This window comes from Mucilaginibacter gossypii (assembly GCF_900100945.1).
GTDB classification, from domain to species: domain Bacteria; phylum Bacteroidota; class Bacteroidia; order Sphingobacteriales; family Sphingobacteriaceae; genus Mucilaginibacter; species Mucilaginibacter gossypii.
On record NZ_FNCG01000003.1, the window covers coordinates 144,593 to 167,266 of the forward strand.

The window sequence follows — 22,674 nt, forward strand, 5'->3', positions numbered from 1 at the left end:
TCATTGAAACGCGGGCAAAAAAATGACTTAATGACCAATGATTCGATGACCGAAAGAAAAATGATTTAGTGACCTAATGAAATAATGATATAAACCATGATAAAGAATTATTTACGAAGTGCCTTTCGCAATATAGCCAGGCACAAATTTATTTCGTTCATCAACATATTTGGTTTAACCATAGGGTTAACCTGTTGCCTGCTCATTTTAACTTATATAGTTAAAGAGCTTAGTTATGATAAGTTTAATCATAACGCCTCCAATATTTACAGAGTAAGCCGAAGTTTCAATACCGGCGATGGTATTGTTAACCTGCATTTGGGTGCAGTAGCGCCGCCATTTGGCCCATTGCTTAAAAATGAGTTTCCAGATATCAAAATGGTTACGCGCTTGTTTCCTAATGGTGATGTGGTTTTGCGCTATAAGGAAAAATTGTTCACCGAAATGGGATCATATTTTGCCGACGAAAACTTTTTTAAATTCTTTGATCTGAAAACTGTGGCCGGTGATCCTAAAACCGGCCTTAGCGAGCCTTATACAGTAATGATGACCGAAGAGATGGCACACAAGTACTTCGGAAACGAAGACCCGATAAACAAGGAGATCAGGCTTGATAATACGGCCAATTTTAAGGTTACAGGTATTTTTAAGCCATTTCCTACCAACTCGCAAATGCACCCGCAAATGTTGCTGTCCTTCAGTACCCTGAATGACGATAAAGTTTATGGCCGAAACGCCTTGCAAACCAATTGGGGAAATAACTCATTTTTTACCTACCTGCTGATGCCCGATCATTATAATATGGATCACATCGTTTCGCAGTTTCCGGCATTTATTGATAAATACATGCGTTTCCCGGGGCAGCCGGCTAACTTTCGCCAATCGAAATTTACGCAGTTACATATTCAAAAATTCCTGGATATCCACCTGCATTCGCACCTTGATGATGAGGTAGAACAGAACGGAGATATCACAAGGGTTTACATTTTTTCGGCCATTGCCCTGTTTATTTTGCTGATAGCCTGTATCAATTATATGAACCTTTCAACTGCCCGATCAACCCTGAGAGCCAAAGAGATCGGCATTCGCAAGGTGATAGGTGCGCAGCAGAAAGAGATCATTACCCAGTTTTTAAGCGAGTCGGTATTGGTGACTTATTTTTCGCTGGTACTGGCACTGATCATTACCTGGGCTTTGCTGCCGCTCATCAACAGCTTTTCTGAATTGGGATTATCGATCAATAGTTTGTATCAACCAATAATTTTAGCGTTGGTATTATTGCTGCCGCTTGTTATCGGGCTTATTAGTGGTATTTATCCGGCTATCTTTATGTCGTCATTTAAACCAATAAAAGTTTTAAAGGGCATTCTTAAAGTTGGGTCGGGCAATATCTCGTTCCGTAAAGTATTAGTGGTTGTTCAGTTTTCAATTTCTATTATTCTTATTGTTGCTACTACCATAGTTTTTCAGCAGTTAAGGTATATCCAAACTAAATCACTGGGCTTTAATAAAGATCATTTATTAACGATAGGCGGTATCCCCGCTAACCAGTTTGAAGTTTTTAAAGCTGATGTGCTACGAAACCCCGTTATAAAAGATATTGCCCGCTCGTCGCGTATTCCGTCAGGACGATTGTTAGACGACCAGGGAGCTTCTGTTTTTGATGGCGATAAATCGATACCGGTTAAGGCCGATATCAAAAGTATCAACACCGATTACGGTTTTATCCCAACCTATGGTATAAAAATGGCTGCAGGTAGGAATTTTAGTCGCGATTTTGCTACCGATAGTAATAATTACATAATCAACACATCGGCTGTGCGGGTGTTGGGTTGGAAAACCCCCGAAAACGCGATAGGGCGAGATATGAGCTATGGCGGTGTAAAAGGGAAGGTAATTGGGGTGGTTAATGATTTTCATTTCGAATCGTTGCATCAAAATATCGTTCCGCTATTGATGGAAATGCCGTCATTCGCGAATAATAATTACAGCAGGGTTTCGGTTAAAATTGATGGGAATAATACCAATTCGGCATTGGCGGTACTTCAGGAAACCTGGAAAAAGTATCAGCCAGAAACACCCTTTCGATATACTTTTTTAGACGAACGCTTTCAACGATTATATAACAGTGAGCAGCAGCAGAGCCATTTGTTTACTATATTCTCGTGCCTGGCTATATTCATTGCCTGTTTAGGCTTATTCGGGCTTTCGGCCTTCACCATATCACAAAGGGTAAAAGAAATAGGCGTACGCAAGGTACTCGGCGCCAGCATCCCGCAAATTGTTACCGAACTATCGAAAGACTTTTTGAAGCTGGTAATAGTGGCATCGGTTATTGCCTTACCAATTGCCTGGTACGCGATGAGCAAATGGCTGCTTGATTTTGCCTTTAGGGTAAGCATTCAATGGTGGGTATTTGTAATGGCCGGAGTTATAGCGTTGATCATTGCTTTTGCAACTATTAGCTATCAATCAATAAAAGCGGCAATGGCAAACCCGGTTAAAAGCCTTAGATCTGAATAATCATTGAGTCATTTGCTTCGCGTCATTAGTCATTGATTGATGCAAAGCAAAAATGACTTAACGACTTTGCAAAAAAAATGACGTAATGATTCAGTGACCTAATGACCAATAACAATGATAAAAAACTATGTTAAAATAGCATGGCGTAGCCTTAACAGGAACCGTGCGTTCTCCATCACAAACCTGTTGGGGCTTACTATTGGTATTACCTGCACTATTTTTATTTTTTTATGGGTGCAAAATGAGCTTGCTTACGACAAGATCCATAGAAGTTATAAAAACATACACCAGGTTTACGCCAACCGCGATTTTAAGAACAACATCTTTACCGATCCTAACATGGTATTTCCGCTGGCTAAAGCGCTTGAAAGTGGCTACCCGCAAATCAAAAACGCGGTAATGACATCCCACCTTGAGCAACACCAGTTTAACGTTGGCGATGTTAAAATAAAAAAACAAGGCTATCAAGTTAGCGGGAAGTATTTCGATATGTTTTCCTGGCATTTTATCAAGGGTGATGCTGCTACCGCGATAATTGATCCAACATCGGTGGTGCTTACGGCTTCAACAGCGAAGGCTTTATTTGGAGATGCCGATCCGATTAACAAAGTGGTAAAAGTTGATAACGCCTTATCGTATAAAGTAACTGCTGTAGTGGCTGATCCGCCTAATAATACCACGCAACAATTTGACTTCATCGCACCTTATAATCTTAATGATCCGGGTGTAAAGGATGCGCTTAACCGTTGGCAGGGATCATCATGGGAGGTTTATGTTCAAACCACCGATAACGCGGATATAGCCCAGGTTGATAAATATATTACCGACGTAATGTTTCAGCACAATACGGATAAAATAAGCAAATACTTTACTTTTCCGATGAGTAAGTGGCATTTGTACAGCGATTTTAAAGATGGTAAAAACGTTGGCGGCATGATAGAATATGTGCGCTTCTTTATCATCATTGCCATTATTATCCTACTGATAGCTTGTGTCAATTTCATGAACCTATCTACCGCACGGTCAGAGAAAAAGGCCAGAGAGGTAGGCGTTCGAAAAACGCTGGGTTCAAGTAAGGGGCAGTTAGTACTGCAATTCTTTTTCGAATCGATGACCCTGGTTGTTACTGCTTTTCTTTGCGCTGTGTTTTGCGTTTATCTGTTATTACCTCAATTTAATTTGTTGATAGAAAAGCAGTTGCAGTTAAACCTTAACCAGCCTGTATTTTGGCTGGGGGCGTTAGTTATAATTTTATTTACAGGATTAGTTTCCGGTAGTTATCCTGCCTTGTATCTATCATCATTTAACCCTGTAAAAGTATTAAAGGGTACATTTGTGGCTGGTAAGGGCGCTATTACTCCTCGCCGTATTTTAGTGGTATTCCAGTTTATAGGTTCGATATTGCTGATCTCGGCTACCGTTATTGTTTACCGGCAAATTGAGCATGTGAAAAACCGTAACATGGGTTATAATTCCGATAACCTGATCATGGTTCCCTCTACAGCCAATACCGATAAAAGCTTCAACGCGATAAAAAACGATCTGCTTAAATCGGGTATTATTAACAGTGTTACTCGTACATCGGCCATGGTTACCCAAATTTCATGGCGTTCGGGCCCGCCAAACTGGGCGGGTAAACCAGCCAATGCCGATATCATATTCTCCAATATGACCGCGGATATTGATTACATCAAAACCATGGGCATTAAAGTATTGCAGGGGACTGATTTTACCGGTATGCCTTCGGATACATCAGCCGTGTTACTGAACAAGGCCGCGGTTGAGGCTATGCAGGTTAAAAGGCCGCTTGGCATGCAGTTGCAATATGGCTCGAAGAAGTTTACGGTGATTGGCATTACAGATAATGTAGTAATGTCATCGCCCTATGTTCCGGTTGATCCGATGATGGTTTTTGCTGATCATAACAGCTCGGGTTACATGGATATAAGGTTAAATGCGGGGGTGAAACCGCAGGATGGGATCCGGTTACTTCAAAATATTTATGCCAAATACAGTCCCGCCGACATTTTCGAATATCACTTTGTTGACCAGGAGTTTGGTAAAAAGTTTTTCACAGAAGAGCTGATCAGCCGTATCACCAACATATTTGCGGGTCTGGCTATTTTTCTTTGCTGCATGGGACTGGCAGGTCTGGCCTCATTTACCATCGAAAAACGCTTTAAAGAGATCGGCATCCGCAAGGTTTTGGGGGCCAGCGTGCAACAGTTACTGGTGCTTATCTCTACAGAGTTTTTAAAGTTGGTGGCCATAGCATTTGTCATAGCCGTGCCTTTAACCTGGTGGATTATGCACAACTGGCTCCAAAAATACACCTACCACATCAATATTAACATTTGGCTGTTTAGCGCGGTTGGCTTGTTGATATTATTGCTAACGCTGATTGTGGTAAGTTTAAATACAATAAAAGCAGCATTGGCCAACCCGGTTAAAAGTTTACGTTCTGAATAAATTGTCATCAGGTCATTTTGCTTCGCGTCATTAAGTCATTTTTTGATTAGCGCGAGTCAAAAATGACTTAATGGCCTAATGATATAATGACCTGACAATATGTTTAAAAGCTATTTTAAAATCGCACTACGTAACTTTTGGAGGCATAAGTTTTTTACATTCATAAATGTAATCGGTTTGTCTATAGGGATCAGTTCGGCGCTGGTGATTTACCTGATAGTCCATTTTGATTTTACGTTTAATCAAAACTTTGATAACGGCGACCGGATTTACAGGGTAGTTTCAAACTATACCTTTTCCGGCGAAGAAGCGCATAACCGCGGCGTATCAGGCCCGGTGCCCGAAGCTGTAAGAAATGGTGTGAGTGGGGTGGAACTTACCGTGCCATTTTTCCTGTTGGATCAGCCTAATGTATTTATCCCCGGAAAAGCGGGCGTTCCTGTTAAGTTTAAACTACAGGATAATGTGATCCTTGCGGATGGCAGGTATTTCAGCATGTTTAAATACAACTGGCTTGCAGGATCGGCCAGTACTGCCTTGAATGCGCCAAACCAAACCGTGCTCACTTCAGATCAGGCAAAAAAATATTTCCCTCAACTGTCATATAGCCAGATGATGGGCAGGGTAATTACTTATGATACGATTAGTGTGGCCGTGAGCGGTATTGTTGAACCATTAAAGGGCAACAACGATTTTACGTTTCACGATTTTATTTCCTACTCAACCGCAAAAACTAATAAAGCACTCTCTGACGAACTAAGCCTTACCAACTGGGGGGGGACTACATCTTCATCTATTCTTTTTGTTAAGCTGGCACCTAATACAACTGCAGCTAATTTTGAAAAGCAACTAAACGTTATTCTTAAAAAGAACAACCCGCCAAAACCCGAAAATAAAGGCAACACACGTAATTTTACATTGCAGCCTTTGAGCGATCTGCATTTTAATAGTATATACGGAACATTTGATTCCGGTAATCCGGCTAACAAAACAACGCTTTACGGTTTACTGGTTATAGCTGCTTTCCTGTTATTATTAGGTTGTATTAATTTTGTTAATTTAACTACCGCACAGGCCACTCAAAGGGCCAAGGAAATTGGCGTGCGTAAAACAATGGGAAGCAGCCGCGCCCAGCTTATAACACAGTTTCTGAGTGAAACGTTTATTATAACTCTTTTGGCTGTAATCATTTCGGTGACGCTGGCGCCTGTAATATTAAAACTGTTTAAAGATTTTATAGCGGAAGGTGTTAAACTTGACCTGCTGCACCAGCCCCATCTTTTTGTGTTCCTTTTTTTATTGATAATAGTGGTAAGCTTATTGTCGGGCTTTTACCCCGCAGCTTTGCTATCAGGCTATAAACCTGTTTTGGTTCTTAAAAACCAGGCATCATCAAACAGTAGTAAAGCCCGTAATGCGTGGTTACGTAAATCATTAACCGTAACTCAATTTGTTATCGCCCAGTTTTTTATAATGGCTACTGTGCTGGTAGGCAAACAGATTCATTATGCACTTACAAAAGATCTGGGTTTTAAAAAGGACGCCATCCTAATCATTAATTCACCCTGGAAAAATCGAACGCTTAGTAAGAACCAGGTATTTATGAACAAATTAAAGGCGATACCTCAGGTTGAGCTGGTAAGCGCGGGTAAGGCCGCTCCGTCATCAACCAGCACCAATTCAACGGAAGCTACGTACATAGATGGCAAAAAGGAAATAAAGATTGAATTGTACGAAAAGTACGGCGACCCTAATTATATTAATGTATACAAGCTTAAACTTTTGGCCGGACGTAATATACAATATGGCGACAGTACCAGGGCATTTTTAATTAATAATACTTACGCAAAACTAATAGGGTTTAAAAATCCTGCTGATGCTGTAGGTAAATATATTGATAAGTTTAATGGCGATAAAAGAATGCAGATCATAGGTGTAGTGGCCGACTTTTATTCTGAATCATTGCATTCGGCAATTAAACCTACCTGCATTCATATCAGTAACAGTTATTACAACAACGGTACCTTTCATATAGCGCTTAAGCCGCAAACTGCCGGAGGCAACGAATGGAAAAAAGCTATCGTATCAATGGAAAAGGCGTGGAAAGAGATTTATCCTGAAGACGATTTTGAATATAGCTTTTTTGATGAAAGCATCGCCAAATTTTACGATGCTGAGCAACATACATCAACTTTGCTAACCTGGGCAACCGGTTTATCGATCTTTATCAGCTGCCTTGGTTTATTAGGTTTGGCCATTTATAATACCAATCAACGCACCAAAGAAATAGGTGTACGGAAAGTACTTGGCGCTACGGTAGCACAGATAGTCACCCTGCTTTCAACCGAGTTGGTGATGCTCATTGTGCTGGCATTTGTTTTGGTAACTCCACTGGCCTGGTACGCCATGAACAAATGGATGGAAAGCTTTGCAGACCGCACAACCATCAGTTGGTGGATCTTTGCAGCAAGCGGCGCGGGAATGTTGCTAACTGCATTGATCACTTCAAGTTTTCAAACAATCAAAGCGGCATTGGCTAATCCAACAAAGAGTTTACGTTCTGAATAATTGGTCATTGAGTCAGTTGCTTCGCGTCATTAAGTCATTTTGATTGATGATTTAGAAAAGCAAAATGACTTAATGACTATGCAATAATGACTAATTAATATGCTCAGAAATTATTTTAAAGTAGCATTCCGTAATTTAGCTAAGCACCGCACTATTAGTTTGATTAATATTGCGGGGCTAACCATCGGCATCACCGCGGCGGTGTTTATTATGCTATGGGTACAAAACGAGTTTAGTTTTGACAATTATCACCCGGACGTTGATAATATCTACCGGGTAAAAACGAAACTAAGCCTGACGAAAGACGAAGTGTGGGATTGGGAGTCGTCTCCTTATATGTTAGGCCCCGTTGCTAAGCAGGAAATACCCGGTTTAAAGAATTATACGTTTTTGTGGCCGGGTTATATGATGACGGTACATCATAATAACCAACTGATATCGGAAAAAAAGTATGCATATATAGATGCTAATTGGTTCAAAGTATTCCATTACGATTTTATCGCTGGAAGCGCCGATAGCTTTTCGAAAAATCCATTTAGTTTAATCCTGACAGAATCAACAGCAAAGAAATATTTTGGTAATGGCGAAGCCGTTGGCAAAATGCTGAAAGTTGACTCCATGAACTACCAGGTACAGGCAGTAGTTAAGGATAATCCTGCAAATTCAAGCTTTCAGTACGATATATTGATGCCGGTAGAGGCTAAACTAAGCAATGCACATGAAAAAGAACAGGCGAGCAATTGGGGTAATTACAGCGGCCTCACATTTTTAAAGCTGCAGCCGGGCGTAAATATTAAAGAGGTAGGCAAAAAGCTAACCCAAATTATCAGGAAAAATAACAAGGGCAGCGAAAATACAACCATGAGTGTAATTGGCCTAAAAGATATCCATTTTGAAAGTGGTTTGCTAAGCACCTCATTTGAAAGCGGCAACCGCAAATTGGTTAACATTTTCCTGATCCTGGCTTTTTTACTTTTGGCAACAGCATGCATTAATTATGTAAACCTAACTACCGCAAGGGCAAGTGTGCGTTCAAAAGAGGTGAGCGTACGTAAAATTGTAGGAGCGGGCAGGAGGCAGCTTTTTGCCCAGTTTATGTCCGAATCATTGGTTGTTAGTTTCTTATCGTTATTATTTGCTATTTTATTTATCCAGATTTGCCTGCCCTGGTTTAACCAGGTTACCGAAAAGCATTTTGTACAACCACTAACATCCAGTATTACATGGTTGATATTGTTGGGTACACTGATAGTTTGCTTTGTTTTCAATGGCCTATATCCGGCTGTATTATTATCGTCATTTAAGCCATTAAGTGTGTTTAAGGGTAGGGCGTTATTGAAGTTTAAAGATGGTGGCATCCGTAAAACGCTGGTTGTTTTGCAGTTTGGTATCTCTGTGATGCTTATCATCAGCACAATGATCATTTATCGCCAGCTTAATTTTATGAAAAATGCTGATTTAGGTTATAAGCGCGAACATGTTTTTGTAATGACTATACCATGGCAGGTGCTTGGGTTGGACGATAAAACAAGGGAGTCGAAATTAAAAAGCATCGCCAGCGAATTAACACAGCAAAGCGCGATAGCTGAGGTCTCTCAATCGGCCAACGATGCCTTTTTTAATAATAGCAACAAGGTTTCAGGATCAATGGATTGGGAAGGCAGGCCACTTGATTATAAACCCTCGGTTTCCACCATATCGGCCGATGAAAAATTTCAACATATACTAAGCCTTAAAATGGCCGATGGGCATTGGTTTGATAAAAATGGCTCGGATCAGCATAATGTAATTTTGAATGAAACCGCAGTGAAACAGCTCGGGATTCATAAACCCGTTATCGGGCAGCGGTTTAAGTTTAACGGCGACTCTGGCATAGTAGCCGGCGTGGTGAAAGATTTTAACTTCAGGAGTCTTCATGAAAAGATAGGCCCTATGGTTATTAATAATCATACCGATTGGGCAAGGAGCTTTTATATTAAAACAACTCCAGGTAATACGGCGGTAGCTATAAAGATAGCCCAAAATGTATGGAATGAATTTGTTCCCGACCAGCCGTTTGATTATAGTTTTATTGATGACGGGTACAATAAACTTTACCATGCTGAACAGCGTTCGTCAACATTGATAGCCGCTTTCGCCATTATAGCCATTGCAATATCGGCCATGGGTTTACTCGGCCTGGCAGCCTTTGCCGCCGAACAGCGGGTAAAAGAAATAGGTATTCGTAAAGTGCTTGGCGCCAGTGTTCAAAATATAATAGGACTGCTATCTGCCGAGTTTTTAAAAACAGTTGTCATAGCCAACATCGTTGCTTTCCCGGTGGCCTGGTACATGATGAACAAATGGCTGCAGGATTTCGCATACCGCACAAATATCACATGGTGGATCTTTGCCGTTGCCGCGTGCATAGCACTTTTAATAGCGTTAATAACTGTAAGCATCCAATCTATCAAAGCTGCACTGGCCAACCCGGTAAATAGCTTAAGGAGCGAGTGATTTTTTGAGGTAAAAGGTTAAAGACGAAAGATAAAAGGTAGCAACCAATTTATGAAAACGTCAGATGTTTTTCGAACATCTGACGTTTTTACTTTCCACCCGTTGAGGTTGCCCAGGAAATAAATCTCCAAATCCTAAATCGAACATCCCAAATCTGAAATCAAACCACTGTATCAATACCGTACACAAAGTGTTACACTTACGAACAGTTGATGTTTTTTATCTGACTTAAATATCTGATATTCAATTGTTTTTGGTTTTGGTATAGCTTTTACATCAATTTCGAAAATTGCTGTACGATATGCTTAAAAATTACTTCAAAATAGCCTGGCGCAATATCGTGCGTCATAAAGGCTATTCTGCTATAAATGTTGCGGGTTTAACAGTTGGCCTGGCTGCCTGCCTGCTCATTTTTGTGATTATTCAGTTTGAGCTTAGTTTTGATACTTTCAATCCTAATTATAAAAGCATTTATCGTATAGTTACCCAGGAAAAGCACGAGTCGGAAACTACCACCAATCCCGGAGTTGCTGTTCCTGCTACAGATGCCCTTCGTTTGGATATACCACAGGCTAAAGTGGCAGCTTTGAACAGCAGTTATGGCAGCCAGATTACAGTGCCGCAAGCCGCTGGAAGTAACAGCAGCGATAAGAAATTTACTGAAAATATTGGCGTGCTATTTATTCAGCCTCAATTCTTCGACATTTTTAGCTACAAATGGCTCGCTGGTAGTCCCGCTGTACTGGCCAGTCCGGATATGGTTGTGTTGGATAAAAGTTCGGCCATTAAGTATTTTGGCGACTGGACAAATGCTGTAGGCAAAATTCTTAAAATGGATAATGTTTTAACGCTGAAAGTATCTGGCATTGTAGAAGACGCTCCGGTTAACAGCGATTTTCCGTTTAAAGTAATGGTATCATTCGATACCTGGAAACAGCATCCTAAAGATTACAACTACAGCGCCGAATGGGGATCAACCAGCAGCAGCCATGAGGTATTTATGTTGTTCCCGGCAAGCATGTCAAAAAGCAGTATCGACGCACAGTTAAAAGCATTTTCGACCAAGCATTTTAAAAAGGGATCGGCACAAACTACGCTGTTACCACAGCCGCTTGCCGATATGCATTTTGATACCCGGATAGGTAACCCGCTTGGTGATCATAGTACCAGCAAGGCTACCTTGCGTACCCTGTCATTCATAGCTTTGCTCATCATTATTATGGCTTCTATCAATTTTATCAACCTTTCAACAGCACAATCTGTTGGCCGGTCAAAAGAAGTTGGCATCCGTAAGGTGCTGGGCAGTACCCGTCCGCAATTGATTTTTCAGGTAATTGGCGAAACAACAATCATTGTTATTACTTCGGCCCTGATTGCTTTGGCAGTAGCGAGGCTGGCCATGCCGCAATTGAAAAATATAGCCAATGTGCCCGATAGTATCAGCTTATTTACTACGGGTAGCTTGCTATTTTTAGCGGGCAGTACAATTACTATTGTATTATTATCGGGCATTTACCCAGCATTGGTAGTATCAGGCTTTAAGCCGGTGCTTGCACTTAAAAATAAAATAACGGCAGCTTCTATCGGTGGGATCCCGCTTCGCCGGGGATTGGTGATTGCACAGTTTGCCATATCACAATTGCTCATTATTGGTACCATCGTAGCGGTAAACCAGATGGACTTTGTAAATAAAGCCGATCTCGGTTTTAACAAAAATGCTTTGCTCATCATTCCTGGTTATACCGATAGTTTAAGCCTCCGTAAAATGGAATCGTTTAAACAACAGGTGTTGCAGGATCCTAATGTTAAAGCAATCAGTTTCTCTTCGGATGTACCATCATCAGAAAATAACTGGGGTACAAATTTCGATTTCAATAACTCAACCAAGGACGTAGGCTTTAATACCTACCTTAAATTTGGCGACGTAGATTACTTCAAAACTTATGGTTTGACATTTGTTGCCGGCAAAGGCTACGATGTAAGTGATACGGTCAGGCAGTACGTGGTTAACGAAACCTTTATCCATAAATTGGGTATCCAAAATGCTAATGATGCCATTGGCAAAACATTACGCTTGGGCGGCGGCAAATGGCTGCCAATAGTAGGGGTAGTTAAGGACTTTAAAACCAACTCGCTTCGCGAGGCTATAAAACCAATAGTAATATCACCTGCTAAGAAATTCGAGGGGCAAATAGGTATCAAGATCCAAACTGCTGATTTGAGCAAAACTGTATCGCAGCTGCAAAAACTGTGGGAGAATACTTATCCCGAATATACTTATAACGGTTATTTCCTGGATGATAATATTGCCAAATTTTACGAGCAGGAGAACAAAATGGCCTTGGTGTACAAAATTTTTGCCGGGATAGCCATTTTTATATCATGCCTTGGTTTGTACGGGTTGGTTTCGTTCATGGCAGTTCAGCGCACAAAAGAGGTTGGCATCCGTAAGGTTTTAGGAGCATCTGTAAGTAGTATAGTATTGCTGTTTTCAAAAGAGTTTATGGTGCTTATAGGTATCTCGTTCCTGATAGCCATGCCCGCCGCATGGTATATTATGAACGGCTGGCTGCAAAACTTTGTATACCGCATTTCGATGAGTGCCTGGATCTTTTTACTGGCAATAATATCATCGCTGATAATAGCCTGGTTGACAGTAGGGTATAAGGCTGTTAAAGCCGCACTTGTTAACCCGGTTAAAAGCCTGAGAAGTGAGTAGCAGTTGGCAGTGGCAGTTTGCAGTTAACGGACTATACAATTACCAATGAACTAATGAACCAATGAACAACTACCATGATAGGAAATTACATTAAAACCACTGTACGAGGCCTGATGAAAAACCGGGCTTACAGCTTTTTGAATATTGCCGGTTTGGCTATAGGTGTTGCTTGCGCATCCGTGATATTCTTGTGGGTGCAGGATGAGCTTACCTTTAATCACAACTTTGTAAAGCGCGATAATCTGTACACTGTTCGTGAAAATCAAACCTATGATGGTAAAACCTCCACATTTCGTGCTACACCGGGGCCAATGGCCGCTGCACTAAAAGCAGATATCCCTGGTGTGAAAAATGCTGCCCGCATGGGTGGAGACCATGACATGGTATTTGCCCTGGGAGAGAAAGTGATTAACGAAAATGGCACTTACGCTGATGCAGAGATTTTTCCGATGCTAAAATTATCTTTCGTTAAGGGTGAAGAAGCTAATGCTTTTCAGGAGCTGCATTCGGTAGTGATCAGTACAACAATGGCTAAAAAGTTTTTTGGCAGTGCCAACCCGATTGGCAAAGCTTTAAAAATGGATAATGAACATGATTTTACCATTACCGGCGTATTTACCGACCTGCCTAAAAACTCAACTTTTCAGATACATTGGTTGGCCCCTTTAAAAAACATCGACCATGTGCAACCCTGGCAACAGGATTGGGGCGCCAACTGGACTCGTACTTATGTAGAGTTGGAACCAACAGCTGATGTTAATGCCGTTAATAAAAAGCTGGCCAACTACATCGGTACCAAAAAAGAGGGCAATAAAACTGTCTGCTTTCTTTTCGGAATGAACGACTGGAACCTTCGTGATAAATTTATTGATGGTAAAATGAGTGGCGGTCGTATTGAGTATGTTCGTCTGTTTTCGGTAATTGCCTGTATTATACTTATCATAGCTTGCATAAATTTCATGAACTTGTCAACTGCAAGATCTGAGAAAAGGGCTAAGGAGGTTGGGGTACGCAAAGTGATGGGAGCCGCGAAAGGTAAACTTGTAGCTCAGTTTATAGTTGAGGCGGTGGTCATGGCGTTTATAGCGGTAATAGTCGCTGTGTTTTTAGTTTACACAGTTCTGCCATCGTTCAATACTATGGTTCAAAAAGAGCTTTTTATCGATCTTTTAAAACCAATCCATTTGTTTTATTTACTGTCGATAGGTTTGGTTACCGGTTTGCTGGCTGGCAGCTATCCCGCGTTTTACTTGTCATCATTTAATCCTATTACCGTATTAAAAAATATCAAGTTACCATCTGCAGCAGGCGCAGGTTTTATTAGGCAAAGTTTGGTGGTGATCCAGTTTTCAGTATCCATCATATTAATTATCGGAACAGTAATTATATACCAACAAATTCAGCACGTTAAAAACAGACAACTGGGTTATCAAAAAGATAACCTTGTTTATATCGATACAAAAGGCAAACTTACTGATCATTTTGCTGCAGTAAATAATGAATTAAAGCAAACCGGGGTTGTAGCCGACGCTTCATTGAGTGAATATCCAATTTTACAAATTTGGAGTAACACTGATAATTTTTCATGGGACGGAAAAGATGTTTCAAAAAATCCACTGATCACTATCGAAAGCGTAAGCCCTCAGTTTGTATCAACCATGAATATGAAACTGCTTACCGGGAGGGATTTTTATGCCAATGCAAAGCTCGATAGCAGTAACGTGATCATTAATGAAGCCTTTGCCAAACAAATGGGTAAGGCCGGTCACGTAGGTGGCATTATCAGGGATGGCGGTAGTAAACCCTACCAAATCGCGGGAATCATTAAAGATTTCCTTTATAATGACATGTATGTTTCTGGTGCGCCGCTGATGCTGTTTAGCCGTCCGCAAAACAATAACATTTTAACTATCCGCTTTAAACAGGGCGTTAATTTAACCGAGGCGCTGGCAAAAGCAGGCGAAGTTTATAAACGCGCCAACCCCGGTTATCCATTCGAATACAAGTTTGTTGATGCTGATTTTGATGAGCTGTTTAAAACGGAGGCCCTTACCGGTAAGCTGTCGGGCATATTTGCATCGCTGGCTATCGTGATCTCGTGTCTTGGTTTGTTTGGGTTAGCAGCCTATACTGCCGAAAGAAGGATCAAAGAAATAGGCATCCGAAAGGTACTTGGTGCTTCGGTAGCCGGTTTAACCGGATTATTATCCCTTGATTTTTTAAAGCTGGTTGCAGTTTCGTGCCTGATTGCCTTTCCGGTTGCCTGGTATGCAATCAATAACTGGCTGCAAAGTTATCAGTACCGGGTAACTGTACAATGGTGGGTTTTCGCCGCCGCCGGCATTGCCGCTATTGTCATAGCGCTGGCAACAGTGAGTTTTCAGGCTGTTAAGGCTGCATTGAGCAACCCGGTGAAGAGTATGAGGTCGGAATAATTTCATTGTGTCATTTTGCTTCGCGTCATTATTCATTTGAACGCGGGTAAAAATGACATAATGACCCAATGACTTAATGAATTGAATCATGATAAAGAGCTATTTAAAAATCGCCTGGCGCAATATCCTTAACAACAAGGTTTATAGTGCAATTAATATATTGGGGCTTGCCGCAGGCATGGCGGTTGCGCTGATGATTGGTCTTTGGGTAGTCAATGAATATTCATACGACAGGTTTTTGCCCAATTATGAGCAGCTTTACCAGGTTGAACAACATTTCACTACCCAGCATGATGGTGAGCATACACAGACCGCGGTTTCGTTGCCGCTGGCTGAAGTATTGCGCAAAGAGATTCCCGGAATCAAACGCGTTGCCGAAGCCGATTGGGTAGGCATGCAATGGCACGACCTTTTGGTAGGGGATAAGAAGCTCTATGTATCGGGTGGCTCCGCTCATTCCGATTTTCTACAGATCTTTAAATATCCTTTTATAGAAGGGAATGCTAAGGACGTTTTTGCACAGCCAAATTCTATTATTATTAATCAATCGACAGCTAAAGCACTTTTTGGAGATGCAGACCCGATAAATAAAGTAATACGTTACGATAACAGCCACAATTTGAAGGTGACCGGTGTTATAAAGGATATCCCGAAAAATGCTACCATTCAGTTTAGCTTTTTAATACCCTTTGCTTTTAAAGAAGCCACTGAAGATTGGATGAAAGGTTCCCGCACCATGTGGACTAATAACTCATTCAATATGTTTTTGGAGTTGCAACCCGGTGTAACAATGGAGCAAATCGCACCGAAAATTAAAAATATAGTGTACGATCACAGCGAGCAGATGCGCCCGGCAAAGCCAGAGGTAATTATTCATCCGCTTAAAAAATGGCACTTGTATAATGACTTCAAAAACGGAAAAGCTGTTGGTGGTTTCATTGACTATGTGCGCATGTTTAGCGTGATAGGTTTTTTGGTGCTGCTTATTGCTTGTATTAATTTCATGAACCTTTCTACAGCCCGGTCTGAAAAACGCGCCCGTGAAGTAGGTGTTCGCAAAGCCATCGGCTCGCAACGCAGCGATCTGATAGCCCAGTTCCTCGCGGAGTCGGTAATGATCACTTTCATTTCATTTTTGCTGTCAATTGTGATAGTGGAGGTGGCTATTCCGTCTTTCAATGCTATCGTAGGCAGTGCCATTAATATTCCTTATACCAATGTTTGGTTTTGGGTGATGATGATAGGGTATGTGTTATTTACCGGTTTATTGGCAGGTAGTCGCCCCGCATTTTACTTGTCGTCATTTAATCCCGTACAGGTATTAAAAGGTACCATTAAGGTTGGCAGCTCGGCATCATTGCCGCGCAAGGTGTTGGTAGTAATGCAGTTTAGCTGTTCTGTTGCTTTGATTATCAGTACTGTTATTGTTTACCAGCAAATACAATACGCCAAAAACAGGCCTACCGGTTATAGTTCAACCCGTTTAATGATGACCGATATGAGCGGTGATCTTGAAAAAAACTACAGCGCATTAAAAAACGATCTGATAGCAAGCGGAATGGTAGAGAGTGTGGCGTCGGCATCAAGCCCGGTTACCAATATCTATAGCCATACCGGGATCGATAACTGGCCCGGAAAAGCAGGTGGCGAAACAGGAATAAACGTTGGCGCTATCTCCGTATCGCCTAATTACTTCAAAACAATGGGCATGACCATGAAGGAAGGGCGTGACTTTTCGGCCGAATGGGCAGCTGATACAACAAATGTGATCATCAATGAGGCTGCCGTAAAACGCATGGGCTTAAAAGATCCTATTAACAAAGTGATAAATTATAGCTTTTTGGGGCGGGTTCACATTATAGGGGTGGTTAAAGATGCTCTGATGGAATCGCCATTTACACCTGTGCAGCCTGCTGTATTTAATCATGGCAGAGGAGGTAACGACATCATGTATCGCCTGGCACCTAACGTAAATATGCAGGATGCCATTAAGAAGATAGGGAAGATCTTTGATACTTATAACCCGGCGTATCCTTATATCTATCAGTATGTTGATGAGGAATACAATCGCAAATTTAGCCTCGAGGCATTAGTTGGCAAGCTGGCAGGTGTTTTTGCAGGATTGGCTATTTTTATTTCATGCCTTGGTTTGTTTGGGTTAGCTGCTTATGTAGCCGAACAACGTACCAAAGAGATCGGCATTCGCAAAGTATTGGGTGCCTCAATAGCACAGGTATGGCTGCTGCTATCAAAAGAATTTATTTTGCTGGTGATGTTAAGTTGCATAATAGCAACACCTGTAGCTTTTTACTTTTTGAAGGATTGGCTGCAAAAATATGATTACAGGATAACAATAGGGCCCGGGGTATTTGTGCTTTCGGCTGTTGCCGCTATAATTATAACGTTGGTGACTATAAGTTTCCAGGCTATAAAAGCTGCATTGAGCAATCCGGTGAAGAGTTTGAGAAGTGAGTAACCTCACCCAAACCCTCTCCAAAGGAGAGGGCTTTAAGAAGATTAAAATACATAAATAATAACTAAATATATCACAAGTACAATTCCTCCCCTTTGGGGAGGTTAGGAGGGGTTTATGATCAAAAACTACATAAAAATTGCATGGCGAAATTTGGTGCGTAACAAGGCTTACGCAACCATCAGTGTTATTGGTTTGGCTTTGGGTATAGCCTGTGGGGTATTAATATTTACGCTGATCACTTACCACCTGAGTTTTGATACCTTTCATAAGGATAAAGACAGGATCTACCGTTTTTATACCGAGTTTCACGATCAGGGTGTAGACCGGGTAGGCGCTATTCCGCAACCGATGGCCAAGGGTTATCGAAATGACTTTGCCTTTAGCGAAAAAACGGCGAGATATATCAGCTTTAATAAAACGCTGATCACTATTACCAAGGGAAATGAAGTGAAAAAATTTGGTGAGGATGACGGTGTTGCCTTTGTTGAGCCCGAGTATTTCGATATCCTGAATTTTCCATTGCTTAAAGGCGATAAGAAAACGATGCTTGTTAACCCGAATGAAGCGTTGGTTACCGAAAAAATGGCCCAAAAATATTTTGGTAATGATAACCCAATAGGCAAAACCTTTAAGCTGGATAATAATATAACTGTTACTATAACCGGTGTGCTGCAGGATTTGCCAAATAACACCGACCAAAAGCAACAGATCTTTATTTCGTATGCAAGTATGGAGGTGTACGCAGGTAAGGGCCGTGAAAATAACTGGGGCGGTGTTTACAGCGGCTGTCAGGGTTTTACCAAGTTGAAACCGGGTGTAACCAAAGCACAGGTTGAAACAGCCATGCTGCAATTGGTTAAAAAGAATTACACCGGCAGGGATTTGCAGGTTTGGCGCTTTAAATTACAACCTATTGCTGAAATGCACTTTGACCGTGAACTTGGCGGTTATGCCGATAAAAGCTATTTATGGGCGCTGTTCTTTATCGGCGTGTTCCTGATCATTACGGCCTCGGTAAACTTTATAAACCTGGCTACGGCCCAGGCGCTAAACCGCTCAAAAGAGGTAGGCATCCGTAAAGTATTGGGTAGTCAGCCTTTTCAATTATTTTGGCAGTTTATTGCCGAAACAGCTATCATCAGCATTATTGCTGTGGGAGTTGCTATTGGTTTATCCGAGATTGCTTTGACGCCATTAAACAATCTCTTCCATGCAAGGATGACCTTTAACTGGGCCGAATTAAGCGCTTTTATAGTTGTTATTACTTTTGTTGTTGTATTTCTTTCGGGTTCATACCCTGGTTTGGTACTGGCGAGGTTCCAGCCAATTAAAGCGCTTAAAAGTAAACTGTCACAAAAGGATGTCGGTGGTTTTTCGTTACGCAGGGTACTGGTAGTTACCCAGTTCACTATATCGCAGGTACTTATCATCGGTACTATCATCGTAGTATCGCAATTACATTATTCACAAACTGCCGATCTGGGCTTTAATAAAAATGCCGTAGTGCTTGTGCCGCTTCCTCAAAACGATAAGATGAAAATGAGCACGATGCGTAATCGCCTCAGCGAAATTAAGGGTGTTGAAAATGTATCTTACTGTTATAACCCGCCGGCGTCGCGTTCAAATAGTAATACCGGTATTCAATATGATAATCGTGCCGAAGACGAGCATTGGAGCATCAACACCAAACAGGCCGACGAAAATTACATTTCAACCTTCGGCATTAAACTTATTGCCGGCAGAAACTTCTTCAAAGGCGATTCGGTTAAAGAGTTTTTGGTGAACGAAACCTTCGTTAATAAACTGCACCTTAAACCGCAGGATGTAATAGGGAAACAAATGGCAATTAATGGCCGCGACTATAAAGGTACCATTGTAGGCGTAATGAAAGATTTTTACAATTACTCTTTCCATGCGGAGATTTCACCATTATGTGTGATGCCTAACTATCAATCACTATCTACCGTTGCTGTGAAGATAGATATGCGTAATGCCAAAGCTACACTGGCGGATATTGATAAGATCTGGAACCAAACTTTCCCTGAAGAATTGTATTCTTACCAGTTTTTGGATGATACCATTGCCCGTTTCTATCAGATGGATAATATATTACTAATCCTGGTTGAAGCGTTTGCCGGTATCGCAATCATTATAGGTTGTCTCGGCCTGTATGGCCTGGTGTCATTTATGGCTGTACGTAAAACCAAGGAGATCGGGGTTCGTAAGGTATTGGGTGCAAATATCAGCAGCATCTTATGGTTGTTTGGCAAGGAGTTCAGCATATTGCTGCTTATAGCATTTGTAATAGCCTCTCCGCTGGCCTGGTGGGCAATGCATAATTACTTAAAGGATTTTCAATACAGGATTAGTATCGGTCCACAAATATTTGTGATGTCCATACTATCCACATTTATTATAGCGTGGATTACGGTAGGTTATCGTGCTGCAATGGCTGCGCTTGCCAATCCGGTTAAAAGTTTGCGTTCGGAGTAGGGTTCATTTGTTCACTTGTTCATTAGTTCATTAGCGAACGCGGGCAAGGTTGTGCAAATAATTTTTACTCGCGAATAAAACCAATGAACTAATGAACAATTGAACTAATGAACCAACAGTATGCTTAGAAATTATATCAAAATAGCCTGGCGAAACATCGCTAACAATAAGGCTTATACAGCTATAAACGTTTTGGGATTGGCAGCCGGGATGGCTGTTGCCTTAATGATAGCACTTTGGGTTGCTAATGAGTACTCATACGACAGGTTTTTGCCTGATGCCAATAGGGCATACCAGGTTCGCCGTAATTTTAACAGTAATGGCGAAAAATTAACGTTTAGTTCAACCTCGCTAAAACTGGCAGATGTGTTGAAAACTATGCCCGAAATAGAATATGTAGCACCCACAGATTGGGGTGGCACACATGGGTTAATGGTAGGCGATAAAAAGTTATCTATTGATGGCGTGCAGGCAGGTAGCGATTTCCTGAAAATTTTTCAATACAATTTTTTACAGGGGAGCCGTACAACCGCTTTGAATGATCCATATTCAATTGTATTGACCAAAGCTACTGCTCTCGCTTTATTTGGCACCGGGAATGTGATTAATAAGGTTGTTAAGGTTGATAATAACTACAATTTAAAGGTTACCGGCGTGATTCAGGATGTACCATTGAATTCGTCGCTTCAATTTAAATATGTTATTCCATTCAGTTTGATGGAGCAACAGCCTTACATGAAAGACGCCCACGATAGCTTTGGTAACAATAGCTTCGAGCTATTTGCAAAGCTAAAACCAGGTGTAACTTACGCACAACTGGCCCCAAAGATCCTTCACATCGAAAAAGGCGAAAAAAATATTAACGCCGAAAACTCGGATGTAATTATGCAGCCCATGACCGATTGGCACCTTTTTGCCGATTATAAAAATGGAGTTGCAGTAAGTGGGTTTATTGATTATGTACGCACCTTTAGTATTGTTGGTTTACTGGTGCTGCTGATAGCTTGCGTGAATTTCATCAATCTCACAACTGCCCGGTCTGAAAAACGCGCGCGCGAGGTCGGTATCCGTAAAGCTATCGGATCACAACGTCAGCATCTGATATTCCAGTTCTTGACAGAATCTACATTGATCACACTGATCTCCTTTATATGCTCAATACTTTTTGTTCAAATAGCGCTCGGGCCGTTTAACTCGCTTACCGGGACTACTATTTCCATTCCCTTTAACAGCGCAATCTTTTGGCTGATTGTCATAGGGTGTGTATTGCTTACAGCCCTGGTGGCCGGTAGCCGCCCTGCGTTTTATCTTTCGTCATTTAATCCGGTTAAGGTATTAAAAGGTACAATTCAGGTTGGCCGCTCAGCGTCGTATTCGCGTAAAGTTTTAGTAGTAATGCAGTTTAGCTGCTCAATAGCGTTGATCATAAGTACAGCTGTTATTTACAGGCAAATTCAGTATGCAAAAAACCGCCCGGCGGGATACGATATTACTAGGTTAATAGCCACTAATGCCAACGAAGATTTGGGTAAGCACTATTCCGCTTTTAAAAATGAATTATTGCAAAGCGGCGTGATTGAAAGTATCTCCACAGCGTCAAGCACCATTACAGATATTAACATGCACAACAACCTTGACCAATGGCCCGGTAAATTTACCGGCGAAACCGTTGAAATGGGCGTAATAGCTGTAGCTAATGATTATTTCAAGACTGTAGGCATGAAAATGCTTGCCGGGAGAGATTATAATAATGTGGTGTCCGATTCATTGAATATTATTTTCAATGAAGCAGCGGTTAAGCGCCTGCGCCTTAAAGGCGACCCGATAAGCCAGGTAATAACTTATGGGGGCAAGCAACGCAAGATAATTGGGGTAGTTAAAAACGCGCTGATGTTATCTCCATTTGCACAAGCCGACCCAACCATGTTTTTGTATAATAACGATCCGCATCAAAACATGATCTACCGCCTCTCGCCTGAAGTAAACCCGCACGATGCCATTGATAAAATAGGGCAGGTGTTTTCAAAATATAGTCCTGCTTATCCATTTACATATCGCTTTGTAGATGATGATTATAACCGCAAGTTTGGCCAGGAAGTATTGGTGGGGAAATTGTCGGGCATTTTTGCGGGCCTGGCCATATTTATTTCATGCCTCGGCCTGTTTGGATTAGCCGCATACATCGCCGAGCAGCGAACTAAAGAAATTGGCGTACGCAAGGTATTAGGTGCAACTGTAAGCCAGTTATGGTTTTTACTGTCGAAGGATTTTGTGTTGCTGGTGCTTATTAGTTGTGTAATAGCCTCGCCGGTAGCCTTTTACTTTTTGCAGGGGTGGTTGCAGAAATACGATTACCGGGTAACCGTTGGCCCTGGTGTGTTTATTATATCGGCGACAGCAGCAATTGTCATCACACTAACGACAATCAGTTTTCAGGCTATTAAGGCCGCGATTGCCAACCCGGTTAAAAGTTTACGTTCTGAATAATGGGTAAT

9 protein-coding genes are annotated in these 22,674 nt (G+C 41.5%); all 9 read left to right on the top strand.

The genetic code is table 11. From position 1 onward, the window contains the following. Positions 1-96 precede the first annotated feature (96 nt). The 9 genes from BLS28_RS06825 (at position 97) to BLS28_RS06865 (ending at position 22,666) form a co-directional block, all read left to right on the top strand. On the top strand, positions 97-2,523 hold the full coding sequence (locus BLS28_RS06825; RefSeq protein ID WP_091163834.1) for an ABC transporter permease: 2,427 nt from the start codon (positions 97-99) through the stop codon (positions 2,521-2,523). A gap of 114 nt (positions 2,524-2,637) precedes the next feature. Next, positions 2,638-4,992: an ABC transporter permease gene (locus tag BLS28_RS06830; RefSeq protein WP_091163836.1), complete on the top strand. Its 2,355-nt coding sequence runs from the start codon at positions 2,638-2,640 to the stop codon at positions 4,990-4,992. Positions 4,993-5,091: 99 nt separating this feature from the next. Continuing rightward, positions 5,092-7,560 (top strand): ABC transporter permease, encoded by a 2,469-nt coding sequence (locus BLS28_RS06835; RefSeq protein WP_091163838.1) that lies wholly within the window; start codon positions 5,092-5,094, stop codon positions 7,558-7,560. 99 nt (positions 7,561-7,659) lie between these two features. Next, positions 7,660-10,056, top strand: a complete 2,397-nt coding sequence (locus tag BLS28_RS06840; protein ID WP_091163840.1) for an ABC transporter permease — start codon at positions 7,660-7,662, stop codon at positions 10,054-10,056. 301 nt (positions 10,057-10,357) lie between these two features. Continuing rightward, positions 10,358-12,775: an ABC transporter permease gene (locus BLS28_RS06845; RefSeq protein ID WP_091163842.1), complete on the top strand. Its 2,418-nt coding sequence runs from the start codon at positions 10,358-10,360 to the stop codon at positions 12,773-12,775. Between the two features lie 74 nt (positions 12,776-12,849). Then, on the top strand, positions 12,850-15,210 hold the full coding sequence (locus tag BLS28_RS06850; RefSeq protein WP_091163844.1) for an ABC transporter permease: 2,361 nt from the start codon (positions 12,850-12,852) through the stop codon (positions 15,208-15,210). 88 nt (positions 15,211-15,298) lie between these two features. Then, entirely contained in the window at positions 15,299-17,686 is a 2,388-nt protein-coding gene (locus tag BLS28_RS06855; RefSeq protein WP_091163846.1) for an ABC transporter permease, read from the top strand. A 114-nt stretch (positions 17,687-17,800) separates the two neighbouring features. After that, on the top strand, positions 17,801-20,179 hold the full coding sequence (locus tag BLS28_RS06860) for an ABC transporter permease (protein ID WP_091163848.1): 2,379 nt from the start codon (positions 17,801-17,803) through the stop codon (positions 20,177-20,179). Between the two features lie 120 nt (positions 20,180-20,299). Then, positions 20,300-22,666 carry an ABC transporter permease gene (locus tag BLS28_RS06865; RefSeq protein WP_091163853.1) on the top strand — a complete coding sequence of 789 codons (2,367 nt, stop codon included), beginning with the start codon at positions 20,300-20,302 and terminating at the stop codon, positions 22,664-22,666. Positions 22,667-22,674: the final 8 nt, after the last annotated feature.